The organism is Desulfoplanes sp. PS50 (assembly GCF_053851535.1).
Map to the genome: position 1 here is coordinate 1 of NZ_JBSPZA010000050.1, position 12,603 is coordinate 12,603.

The 12,603-nt window shown below is 54.2% G+C and carries 9 protein-coding genes and 1 rRNA gene; all 10 read left to right on the forward strand.

Annotation, left to right across the window (positions count from 1 at the left end):
• Positions 1-225: 225 nt before the first annotated feature.
• Positions 226-2,109 carry an ATP-dependent zinc metalloprotease FtsH gene (gene ftsH, locus ACTVJH_RS14950; protein ID WP_455992437.1) on the forward strand — a complete coding sequence of 628 codons (1,884 nt, stop codon included), beginning with the start codon at positions 226-228 and terminating at the stop codon, positions 2,107-2,109.
• A 2-nt stretch (positions 2,110-2,111) separates the two neighbouring features.
• Complete coding sequence (folP, locus tag ACTVJH_RS14955) at positions 2,112-2,969, forward strand: dihydropteroate synthase (RefSeq protein WP_455992440.1); 858 nt, start codon at positions 2,112-2,114, stop codon at positions 2,967-2,969.
• Positions 2,970-2,993: 24 nt separating this feature from the next.
• On the forward strand, positions 2,994-3,752 hold the full coding sequence (cdaA, locus tag ACTVJH_RS14960) for a diadenylate cyclase CdaA (protein WP_455992442.1): 759 nt from the start codon (positions 2,994-2,996) through the stop codon (positions 3,750-3,752).
• Entirely contained in the window at positions 3,736-4,674 is a 939-nt protein-coding gene (locus ACTVJH_RS14965) for a CdaR family protein (RefSeq protein ID WP_455992457.1), read from the forward strand. The genes cdaA and ACTVJH_RS14965 overlap by 17 nt, the downstream gene beginning before the upstream one ends.
• Complete coding sequence (gene glmM, locus ACTVJH_RS14970; protein WP_455992445.1) at positions 4,671-6,026, forward strand: phosphoglucosamine mutase; 1,356 nt, start codon at positions 4,671-4,673, stop codon at positions 6,024-6,026. Before ACTVJH_RS14965 ends, glmM begins: the two co-directional genes overlap by 4 nt.
• An 80-nt stretch (positions 6,027-6,106) precedes the next feature.
• Positions 6,107-6,976, forward strand: a complete 870-nt coding sequence (gene galU, locus ACTVJH_RS14975; protein WP_455992448.1) for a UTP--glucose-1-phosphate uridylyltransferase GalU — start codon at positions 6,107-6,109, stop codon at positions 6,974-6,976.
• Positions 6,977-7,066: 90 nt separating this feature from the next.
• On the forward strand, positions 7,067-7,846 hold the full coding sequence (locus ACTVJH_RS14980; RefSeq protein WP_455992450.1) for a hypothetical protein: 780 nt from the start codon (positions 7,067-7,069) through the stop codon (positions 7,844-7,846).
• 8 nt (positions 7,847-7,854) lie between these two features.
• Positions 7,855-10,188 carry a replication restart helicase PriA gene (gene priA / locus ACTVJH_RS14985; protein WP_455992452.1) on the forward strand — a complete coding sequence of 778 codons (2,334 nt, stop codon included), beginning with the start codon at positions 7,855-7,857 and terminating at the stop codon, positions 10,186-10,188.
• Between the two features lie 311 nt (positions 10,189-10,499).
• Positions 10,500-11,885, forward strand: coding sequence for an asparagine--tRNA ligase (gene asnS / locus ACTVJH_RS14990; protein WP_455992455.1), 1,386 nt, complete (start codon positions 10,500-10,502; stop codon positions 11,883-11,885).
• A gap of 604 nt (positions 11,886-12,489) precedes the next feature.
• Positions 12,490-12,603 (forward strand): 16S ribosomal RNA (locus ACTVJH_RS14995); the annotation flags it as partial.

Here is a 12,603-nt window from a genome sequence, read left to right on the forward strand (position 1 = left end):
GGCAAATGTCCTTGGAAGCATTTTGGAACTAGTCCAAAAAAATATGGATAGTTTCGTTGGTGAAAAAGGACTTCTTGTCAATAAAAACAAACTATTAACGACTAATCGCTAACCCCGAAAGTCGAGATCATAATTGAACATCATACTATTCATGAGAATGACAGGCGTTATGACCAAAATGGCACAACATCTTGTCATCTCACAGTTTTTAAGAAGGAGTGAGGCTTGAACAGTTTTTCCAAGAATCTCTTGCTGTGGGCGGCGATTTCCATGGTCATGGTCGTCCTATTCAATCTTTTCAACCAGCCGCAGGCGCCCAAGTTCAAACTGACCTACACGGAATTTCTCGCCAAGGTCAAAAGCGGCGAGGTTGTGAGTGTCAAAATCCAAGGGCCCAAGATTGCTGGTCAATTGATCAGTGACCAGATGTTTTCCACCTATGCACCAGATGATCCCCAGCTTGTGGATACCCTGGTCGAGAACAATGTCCAGGTTGAGGCCCAGCCTCAGGAGGAAGCCCCCTGGTACATGACCATCCTTGTCTCCTGGTTTCCCATGCTCCTGCTTATCGGGGTGTGGATTTTCTTCATGCGCCAGATGCAGGGAGGCGGGGGCAAGGCCATGTCCTTTGGACGTTCCCGGGCCAAGATGGTCACCCAGGAGGAGACCAAGGTCACCTTCGAGGATGTGGCCGGTGTGGACGAAGCCAAGGACGAACTGAGTGAAGTGGTTGATTTTTTGAGTAATCCTAAAAAGTTTACTCGTTTGGGTGGCCGCATTCCCAAGGGGGTGCTTCTTGTAGGCCCTCCCGGCACGGGTAAGACGCTCTTGGCCAGAGCGGTTGCCGGTGAGGCCGGTGTTCCGTTTTTCTCCATTTCCGGATCGGATTTTGTGGAAATGTTCGTGGGTGTGGGTGCCGCCAGGGTGCGTGATCTTTTTATCCAGGGAAAGAAGAACGCTCCGTGTCTTATCTTCATCGATGAGATCGATGCCGTGGGACGGCAGCGTGGTGCCGGACTCGGCGGGGGCCATGACGAGCGGGAACAGACTTTGAACGCCCTGCTCGTGGAGATGGACGGATTCGAGTCCAATGAAGGTGTTATTCTTATCGCTGCCACCAACCGTCCCGACGTTCTTGATCCCGCGTTGATGCGTCCGGGGCGTTTCGATCGCCAGGTCGTTGTTCCCAGCCCGGATCTCAAGGGGCGCAAGCGTATTCTCGAGGTTCACAGCCGCAATGTCCCCCTGTCCGATGAGGTCGATATGGAAGTCATCGCCCGGGGAACTCCTGGTTTTTCCGGTGCGGATCTGGAGAATCTCGTCAATGAAGCCGCTCTTGGAGCGGCCAAGCTTGATCAGGATCAGGTATTCATGCGTGATTTCGAGGAGGCCAAGGACAAGGTGCTCATGGGCAAGGAGCGGCGCAGCCTCATTTTGAGTGACGAGGAAAAAAAGACCACCGCCTATCATGAAGGCGGACATACCCTGGTGGCCAGACTGCTTCCCGGAACCGATCCGGTGCACAAGGTTTCCATCATCCCCCGCGGCCGTGCTCTGGGCGTGACCATGCAGCTACCCGGGGAAGATCGTCACGGCTATTCCAAGACCTTTCTGGAGAACAATATGGCTGTCCTGCTGGCCGGTCGGGTGGCTGAAGAGATCGTCTTCGACCAGATGACCACGGGTGCGGGAAACGATATTGAGCGGGCCACCAAGATGGCCCGAAAAATGGTCTGTGAATGGGGAATGAGCGAAAAGCTTGGACCCATCTCCATGACAGAAGGGGACGGAGAAGTCTTTCTTGGCCGGGATATGATGTCCCATAAAAATTACAGTGAAGAAACCGGCCGGATCATCGATGCTGAAATCAAGCGATTTGTCACTCAGGGGCACTCCAAGGCCAAGGAGCTTCTCGAAGAAAATCTCGAGACATTGCACCGTTTGGCCACAGCCCTGCTGGAACGGGAGACCTTGACCGGCAAGGAAGTCGATTTGATCATGGAGGGGAAAACCCTTGCTTCTCCCGAGGTTCTTGCCAATGCCCCCAAAGGGGATACCAGAAAAGAACCCGATGACGAGGAATTCTCCCTGGAAGAGGATGACAATTGACCATGATTCGCCCGAATATGGCAACCAGATGGACTGTGAAAGGGGGCAGGGTCGTAGGCCCTGCCCCCTTTATCGTGGCCGGGATTCTCAATGTCACCCCGGACTCCTTTTATGACGGTGGGCGATACGACTCGGTTCAATCAGCCGTGGATGCGGGACGTGCCATGCATGCCCTTGGCGCGGACATTGTCGATATCGGCGGGGAGAGCACCCGGCCGGGTGCCGCTCATCTTTCCGGATCCAGTGAAAAAAAACGGGTGCTTCCGGTCATCCGGGGGCTTTTGGAGGCACATTCCCAGCTGGTGCTGTCCATTGATTCGTACAAGGCCGATGTGGCCCGGGCTGCCTTGGAAGCAGGTGTTGCCATTGTCAACGATATCTCGGGATTTTCTTTCGATCCCACGCTCAAGGATGTTGTGATTCACTACAAACCCGGTTATGTTCTCATGCACACATCGGCACGGCCGGCAACCATGCAGGACAATCCCCGCTATAATGATATTGTGGGCGAACTCCTGGATTATTTTGCCAGGAAAATGAACTGGTTGGTTTCAGCCGGTCTTCCTGAAGACCGGATCGTCATCGATCCCGGAATCGGTTTCGGCAAGACCCTGGAGCATAACCTGGCCATTCTACGAAATATTGATCGTTTTTTTGCCTTGGGGCGGCCTGTGTACATGGGGCTGTCCAACAAGTCCCTGTGGGGAGACCTCTTGGACCTTCCCAAGGATGAACGCGGGTCTGCGACCCAGGTGGCTACGGCACTTCTGGCAGCTCGAGGGGTAGGTATCCACCGTGTTCACGATGTTGGAGCGTGCCGAAAAACTCTACGCATTGTCCAGGCGATGAATCCATCCTGATTTTCAACCCGTTGCAGGCCCTTCATGCTCGATTTCTTGCACTCATTCAATCTGCAATTCTCCTGGCAGGATGTTGTCGACATCGTCCTGGTCGCCTTTATTTTCTATCGACTGATTCTGCTCATCAGGGGAACGCGTGCGGTTTCGGTGATCTATGGGCTTTTTCTGCTTCTTGTGGTCTATTACAGCTCCGGGGTTTTCGGCCTATACACCCTGCATTGGCTTCTGGGACAATTTCTCGGATCCATTTTCCTGGTCGTGATCATCTTGTTCCAAAAGGATATCCGCAAGGCCCTCTCGGCCATGGGGGCGGGTCGTTTCTGGGTCAAGGATCGGATCGGTAAGGAGGTCATCGACGAATTGGTCCTGGCCTTGTCGGATATGGGGCGTTCCAAGACCGGGGCCCTTGTGGTCATAGAAAGGAATACGCCCCTTGGGGATATTGTCGAGCGGGGTGTGGAGATCAACGGGCTGGTTACCAGGGACCTTTTGTTGACCATTTTTTATCCGGACACCCCCTTGCATGACGGCGCGGTGATTATTCGCAATGATAGAATCGCTGCGGCAGGGTGCATTCTTCCCCTGGCCGTCGGGCTCAAGCACAGGGCGAGTCTGGGTACCAGACATCGGGCTGCCATGGGAATTACCGAGGAGAGTGACGCCCTGGCTGTGGTGGTTTCCGAGGAACGAGGGACCATCTCTGTTGCCATTGGCGGAAAAATAATCACGAGCCTCGAGGAGGTTCGTCTCAAGAGGGTGCTTGTCAGTGCTTTGGCTAAATAAATTCAAGGAACATTGGCAATACAGGCTGTTGTCTCTGTTTCTGGCCTTTTTTTGCTGGTATCTGGTATCCGGGAGTGAAAAGGTCGATACCTGGATCGAGATACCCCTCGAGTTCTCGGATCTGCCTGATGATTATGTCATCCGCAGCGGGATGCGTAATCGTATTCAGGTTCGGGTTCGGGGGGCCAGCGGTATAATCCGTGGACTCGACAGTCAGCATCTGGCGTACAAAGCCAAATTGAGCTCTCTGCGTCTTGGTACGAACACCATTCTCCTCAATCAAAAAAATATTCCCCTGAATACCTCTTTGGAGGTCATCGAGATATCCCCACCACGTCTTGAACTCAATGTCGACAAGATTGTCTCCAAAACTCTACCCGTAAAGGTTGTCTGGCATGGAGAGGTTCCCAATGATCTGGTGCTCAAGGAAACCTGGGCAAGACCGGAAACAATCACCTTGACGGGAGCCAGTGCCGTGCTGTCGGAGATGGAGGAGGTGCCCACCAAGGAGGTGGAACTGCCTGGTGAGGTTCCCCGGATCTGGCAAACAGCCATCGGACTGGACATTCACGAGGAATTGGAGACCGAGGTCGCCGATGTGACGGCTTTTTTCAGATTGGGTCCCAAAACGAGAACCCTGTGGGTCAAACGCCCGGTGACTGTCGTGGCACCCGAGGGGTTCGATTTGATCGTTGATCCTGCCTTTGTGCGACTCAAACTCGAACTTCCTTTGTCCTTGCTGCGTCAGGAAGACTGGCGGGAGACCATCAATCCTCAGGTCGGACCGGATTCGATCACCACAACAGGCAGCTATGAACAAACCTACAAGATCATTCTTCCCGAGGATACGATTTTGCTTGAAGCCAATCCGGTCAATCTGGCTATTACCGTAGAAAAGAAACAGACTAGGGAGAACAAATGACCACGCGTCTTTTTGGAACCGACGGCCTGAGAGGTCAGGCCAATATTTTTCCCATGCAACCCGAACTGGTCCTGCGACTCGGACTGGCTGCCGGACAATACTTTCGCAAGGGGCATCGCAGACACAGGGTGCTTATCGGCAAGGATACCCGGCTCTCAGGGTATGTTTTCGAGTCGGCCCTTACATCGGGTTTTTGTGCCGCTGGCATGGACGTTTTCATGGTCGGTCCCATGCCCACCCCGGCCATTTCCTTTTTGACCAAGAACATGCGTGCCAATCTCGGGGTGGTCATATCCGCGTCACACAATCCGTTTATGGATAACGGGATCAAGTTTTTCGACAAGGACGGGTTCAAGCTGCCGGATCATGTGGAGGACGAGATTACCGAAATGGTCATGAATCCGGACATGAAATGGGATATCCCCCTGCCCGAGGCCATCGGCCGGGCCGCCAAGATCGAAGACAGTGCCGGCCGGTATATTGTCTATCTGAAACACAGTTTTCCGTCCCAATTGACCCTGGATGGTATTCGCATCGTGCTCGACTGCGCCCATGGTGCTACCTACAAGGTCGCCCCGCTTATCTTCGAGGAACTTGGGGCCAAGGTTTTCAAACTGGGTAACGAGCCCGACGGGTTGAACATCAACCGCAAATGCGGCTCACTCTATCCCGGGGTGGCTGCAGCCAAGGTTTTGGAAACCGGTGCCGATATCGGCCTGACCCTGGACGGAGATGGTGACAGGCTCATCGTGGTCGATGAAAACGGACATATCCTGGACGGTGATCAGATCATGGCCATCTGTGCCATGGATCTGATGGACCGCGGTGCCCTTCCGGGAAACACCCTGGCTGCGACCGTCATGAGCAACATGGCCTTAGAGGTATTCATGCAGGAAAAGGGCGGCCGGCTCATCCGAACGCCTGTGGGCGACAGGTATGTTGTCGAGGCCATGCGTAAACAGGGTATCGCCCTTGGCGGGGAACAATCCGGACATACCATTTTCATGGAGCACAGCACGACCGGGGATGGTATCCTGGCCGCGCTGCAGCTTCTGCGGATCATGCGTGAACGTGACAAACCTCTTTCTGAATTGGCTGGACTTTTGCAGCCTTTTCCCCAGAAGCTGGTCAATGTCCATGTTGAACGGAAAATTCCCTTTGAACAGGTCCCTTCCATCAAGAAGGCAATCGCTGATGCCGAGGACCGCCTCAAGGGACGCGGCCGGGTTCTGCTCAGATACTCCGGAACCGAGTCCGTGGCCCGGGTCATGGTCGAATGCGAGGACTGCGGGTTGGTCGATTCACTGACCCAAACCCTGGCCCAGGAAGTGGAACAGGGGCTGGGGGATTGAGTGACACCCCACAAGGGTCCGCCCTTGAACCCGTGTTTGCGAAATCCCGTTCTTCACGTACGTAAAAGGAGAAATATCTCATGAAAATTCGTAAAGTCGTTGTTCCTGTCGCTGGATGGGGCACCAGATCGTTACCAGCCACCAAGAACGTTCCCAAGGAAATTCTTCCTGTCTACAAGAAGCCCACGGTTCAATATGTGGTCGAAGAGGCCATGCAGGCCGGACTCACGGACGTGGTTTTCGTCAACAACCAGAACAAGAAAATCATCGAAGATCATTTCGATTACAATCTGGCCCTGGAATCCCTGCTCGAACGCACCGGAAATATGGAGATGCTTTCGGAGGTCCGCAAGGTGGCCGAGATGGTCAACATCATTTCCGTGCGTCAGAAGAAGCAGCTCGGGCTGGGACATGCGGTGCTCTGTGCCCGGGAGGTCATCAAGGATGAGCCCTTTGCGGTCATGCTGGGGGATGATCTGCTTTTTGATCGTGAGCCCGGGATCAAGCAGCTCATGGAAGTGGCCCGGTCCGAAAACATGCCCGTGGTCGGCGTGGTCGAGGTTCCCCGGGAAAAGGTCGACCGGTACGGTATCCTGCAGGCCGAGGAGTTTGCCCCGGACATGTACCGGGTCCGGGGGATGATGGAAAAGCCTACTCCCGAGGAGGCGCCTTCCAACTTGGCCATGATCGGGCGCTATGTGCTGACCCCTGAAATTTTTGAATATCTGGAGAATCTGGCTCCGGGCAAGGGCGGGGAGATCCAGCTCACAGACGCCCTGCAGCTTCTGGCCAAGAAGAACAGACTGCTGGCCGTCAAGCTCAAGGGGAAACGGTTCGATACCGGTGACTGGGTGGAATATCTTTCGGCCAATATCTATTTTGCCCTTCAGGACAAGGGACTCAGAGACGAGTTGGTTGAAAATCTTCGGTCCATGCTTCCCCGAACCTGATTGTCCGTCTGTTTCTGTTCCAGACGATGGCTTCCGGATTTGTTGTCCGGAACCATCGTCTTTTTTCGTCCCACTGCAGAGGGAGTTTGCATGCATTTTCTGGTCAAGATCATTATGACGGTTCTGGTGCTTGGTTCCTTGAACATGGCGTCCACATGTTTTGCCTTTTTTCCCAAACCCGGTGAAGTGGCCGAAGATGTCAGAAGGGAAATGCAACCCTTGTCTTCCTTTCAGGCCATCGTGTCCTTTCCCGACTATCCCGAAATAACATGCAACCTTTGGGTGCAGGGGGAGACCTGGCGTCAGGAGTTCGTGGATGCCTCCAAAGAGAGCCCCCGGCTTGCACGAGTTGCCCTGGGTACCCGGACCTCCCTTGCCAGGGCATTTCCCCGTCAGGGACGTGCTGTCCTTCCCTGGCTCGTTATCTGGCAGTTTCCTGTGAGTACCTGGATAGACAAAGGCATGGATCCTACGGTCATGTCCTATCAATTTCTCCTCGACCGTCCCTGTCTGGTCATGGGGGCCGAAGATGGACAACTCCTGGCAACCCAATTGTGGATCGACAACGAACGCCACGTGCCTCTGCGCGTCATGTGGCAAAAAGAGAATGGAAGCTGCGATCTGATATGGGATGAGTGGTCGAGGATCGGTAATTTCTGGCTTCCCCACAGGGTATGGTATACAGGGGATGGTCAACGTTCCCTTGAGATGCATGTTCGCTGGAACGGGGTGAATATTCCCCTGAACAAGGATCTTTTTTCTCCGCGTGTCATGGACCGACAATTACAGGGCAAGGCAATGTATTCCTCTGATTCGCCGCTGTTCACTCTTTTGGATGCGTGTCCCCTCTACGTCCAAACCTCCCGTTGATTCCTGCCATGGAACCTGTCTGCTGGGATGTCGCCATCATAAGCGCTCCGTTTTCCACCTTGACCTATGAGCTTCCCGGGTATTTTCCCGTATCATTCTGGCACAGTGGTCTCGTGGTAGTCGTTCCCATGGGCAGGGGATATCGGATTGGGGTTCTGCTCGGTCCCTCAACGATCAGGCAAACTACATTTCGAATCCGGAACATTCTCTGGCCGGCCTGCTCCAGGGATTGTCTGGACAGCGGGTATGTCGCGCTCCTTCAGGATCTGGCCCTCAGACAATCTCAGCTTCCCGGTCGTGTCCTGGGCAATGTGCTTCCCCGGTTTCTCAAGGATGTCAAACCCCTGTTTCTCGATACAGCCTTAGGCGAAGAGATCACTGTTTCCGGCCTGGCCCGCATGGACGAATCGGCTCTCCAGGATCTGAGTGCCAAATGGCTTGCCGGATCCATGGTCAGAAAGTACGTCGCCCCCAAAGAGGAAAAATATTGCTACGTTGTCCATGATCCGCCGTGGCCGATACGTCCCAATGCCATGCGTCAATGGGATATTCTGCACTATCTCTGGGACAAACGGGGTGCTGCCTGGTCGCAGGTCCGCAAGGAGGTGGAGGGGGCAAACGCCGGTATATTGGAGTCCCTGACATCCAAGGGGCTGGTCGGTGTGCGTTCGACCCCGTACGAACCCGAACCGCCTTTGCCTCGGGAGTTCAAGGAGATTTTTCCCCTTTCCGCCGAACAGACCAGGAGTCTTGAAACGTTGCGGGGACTGCTGGCCAAACCGGCTCCAGCCTCCTGCCTGGTGCACGGTGTGACAGGAAGCGGCAAGACCAGGGTGTATCTGGAACTGGCCCGGGCCTGTCTGGAGAATGGTCAACGGGTTCTGCTTCTGGCCCCGGAAGTGGCCATTGCCCTGCAGCTTTTTGCCGAGGCTCGGGGTTTTTTCCCTGACAGGGAGGTTCTGTTGTATCACGGGTACCAGTCGCCACGAACCCGGGAGGCGACCTTTGCCCGGATGGCTGAAGACACGAAACCCCTTGTCGTCGTGGGAACGAGGTCGGCCCTTTTTCTTCCAGGTCCTGATCCGGGCCTGATCATCCTGGACGAGGAGCATGACGGCTCCTTCAAGCAGGACGAACGATTGGTCTACCATGCCAAGGAGGTCGGATATTACCGGGTCCGGCGATCGAACGGGCTGCTCGTTCTCGGTTCGGCCACGCCGGACATGAAGACCTTTCATGCAGCCAGTGAGCAGGATATCGGACTGGTTTCCATGACCCGGCGGATCGGCACGACGACCCTGCCGGACATCCGTCTAATCGACCTGAAGACCTCTCCGGCCGTTGCCGGTCCCTTTGCAGCCATCTGCCGTCAGGAATTGGACACCGCGCTGGCCGCAGGTGACCAGGTCATCGTCATGCACAATAGAAGGGGATACGCCCCGGTCCTGTATTGTGAGGATTGTGGTGAACCAGCCCAATGTCCTCAATGTCGGATCAGTCTGACCTATCACAAGGATGTGAACCGCATGGTCTGTCACTATTGCGGATTCACCCGGCCCTTTCCCATGATCTGCGATCACTGCGGGGGATCGATCTTCCAGCCTGTCGGGGCCGGCACGGAAAAGCTCGAGGAATTCTTGTCCCGTTCCCTTCCCGAGGGAACCGGAATAGCCCGTCTGGACCGGGATTCCTCCCGGCGTCAGGGGCAGATGGAGCAGATTCTCGATGAATTTGCCAAGGGACGGCAGCAGGTGCTCGTGGGAACCCAGATGCTCAGCAAGGGACATCATTTTCCCGGAGTGACCCTTGTGGTGGTGGTTGACGGGGATCTGGGACTCAATCTTCCCGACTACCGGGCCACGGAACGGACCTTTCAATTGCTGGTTCAGGTGGCGGGCAGGGCCGGTCGGGGTGAAAAACCGGGCAAGGTGCTCATTCAGACCCGCAATCCAGACCACTATTGCTGGGGGTTCATCCGCACGAACGATTACACCGGATTCTACACCCAGGAAATCGAGAAACGCAGAAGGTTCTCCTATCCCCCATTCATCAAACTGGGGCTTTTGCGCATCAGCTATCCGCTTGAGTGGAAAAACGGGACTGACCGGATACAACGGGTTCGTGAGCTCATTGAAAGTCAGGCCTTTCGGCTGGGATTGCGAGTCCTTGGTCCGGCTCCTGCTCCCCTGCAGGTTTTACGGGGCCGTCTTCGATTCCAATGTTTGATCAAGGCGGATACCTGGCCGGCCATCAGACAGCTTTTTGCGGCTGTGGATCACCATTTTGGAAAAGATCGTCATCTGAGATTCACCTATGACCTCGATCCGGTAAATATGCTCTGATTTCCACATTCCCATGGCCCGGGGCTGATGTGGTCCTGTGGCTTTTTGCCTTGTTACAGTCGACTGGAAATTTCCTCGCCGGCCTCGTTACCTTCAACCGCTTGGATGAAAACAGCATTCGTTGTGATCCCCGGTCATTTTGCTCTTGAATTTGAAGCGACTCGAGGCTAGGGAAGAACCGCCCGTCACTGAGAGATGGACGTTGGGAAATTTTCGTCTGCCATCTCCTCGGGCCGGTTACAATAATGACCACGAGGGGTGCACGATTCCGGGCTGGGGATACAAGAGAACTTTCTATAAGGAGCAGGACCATGAAGAGAACGCGGGTGAGCCAGGCCCTTGCGGCAGAATCCGGTATGGATGATATGACTCTGTGCGGATGGGTACGCACAAAACGGGATGCCAAGGGATTCTCCTTTCTGGAGGTCAACGATGGCTCCTGTTTGAAGAATATCCAGGTGATCATTGACCAGGGCATTTCAGGTTATGAAATACTGCCTGACATCACTACCGGAGCCTCGATCAAGGTTATGGGTTCGCTGGTGGAATCCCCGGGCAAGGGGCAGAAATGGGAGGTTCGGGCCAAGGAAATCGCATTGCTCGGTTCTGCTGATCCCGCGACCTTTCCCCTGCAGAAAAAAAGGCATTCCGACGAGTTTTTGCGCTCCATCGCCCATTTGCGTCCCCGGACCAACAAGTACGGCGCCATTACCCGGATCCGGTCGGAACTCTCCTATGCCATTCATACCTATTTCAGGGACAAGGGGTTTTACCATATTCACTCGCCGGTGATCACGGGTTCGGATTGTGAAGGGGCCGGAGAGATGTTCACGGTGACCGGGTTCGATTTTGACAAGCTTCCCCTGCATGAGGGCACGGTCGATTTTGGGCAGGATTTTTTCGGGAAAAAGGCGTCCCTCACGGTTTCAGGCCAATTGTCGGCCGAGAACATGGCCACGGCCCTGGGGAATGTGTACACCTTCGGCCCGACCTTTCGGGCGGAGAATTCCAATACTCCCAGGCATGCGGCCGAGTTCTGGATGCTCGAACCGGAAATGGCCTTTGCCGACCTCGCCGACGACATCGACCTCGGCGAGGAGTGCACCAAGTATTTCATCAACCATGTCCGGGAACATTGCCGGGATGATCTGGATATTTTCGGACGGTTCGTGGACAAGACCTTGTTCGCCACCCTGGACAATATCGTTGACAATGAATTTGTCCGCCTCCCCTATGCCGAGGCCATCGAGATCCTGAAGAGGGCCAAGGCGAAGTTTGAATATCCTGTAAAATTCGGTCTGGACCTGCAGACCGAGCACGAACGGTATCTGACGGAGAAGCATTTCAAGAAGCCGGTGGCCGTGTATGATTATCCCAAGGAAATCAAGGCGTTTTATATGCGTCTTAACGATGACAACCGTACGGTTGCGGCCGTGGACATTCTGGTTCCCCGAATTGGTGAGCTCATTGGCGGCTCCCAGCGCGAAGAACGGCTCGATGTCCTTGATGGCCGCATCCAGGAAATGGGATTGAACAATGACGATTATTGGTGGTACAGGGATCTGCGTAAATTCGGCAGCGTTCCCCACGCCGGGTTCGGCATGGGATTTGAGCGGCTGCTCATGCTCATAACCGGGGTGACCAATATCCGTGACGTGATTTCCTTTCCCCGGACCGTGAATCATCTCGAGTTCTGATCCCTTCAGGAACATTTAGGCAACGCCCTTTCTGCTGCGGACCATCATCAAAAAGGGCGTTGCCTGCTGAAAAGGGTTGCCTGAGGGGGTTGTATCTACGGTGGATTATCAGCGTCATTGCCTATCTGCTCTGTGTCTTTTCAACCAGTTGAAAAAAAGTTTCAAAAGATTTTCAAAACAAGTTGACAGGTGGGATTGTCTTGGATAGAGACTCCTTTCTTGCCGCGTTGACAGCATTTGACGCGGTTGTTTTTTTGAGCAGCAGTGATCTTTGAATGAGCAACAGGGGTCAGTATACCGATGCCGAAATACGATTTTATGAAGTAAAAAAGTTTTAGAAAACTTCAAAAACTCGTTGACACCGGATAAGGAGATAGATAGACACTTCTTCCTCGCCGCAACTGGATGCAAAAGTAATGCGGTAAAGGTTGTAAACCTGATCTTTGATTGAGAAACTTGTTGACACGGCTGTTCGCAGGAGATTAGAAGCTGCGTTTTGCTGATGGAGACAGGCAAGGTCTTTGACAATTAAATAGCGAGTTAGAACATATTAAGGTTTTAAGCATAAAGGTCAGCTTGAGAGAGCTGGCTTGGGTTCATTTCATAACTGGAGAGTTTGATTCTGGCTCAGAATGAACGCTGGCGGCGTGCCTAACACATGCAAGTCGAACGAGAAAGCCCCTTCGGGGGTAAGTAGAGTGGCGCACGGGTGAGTAAC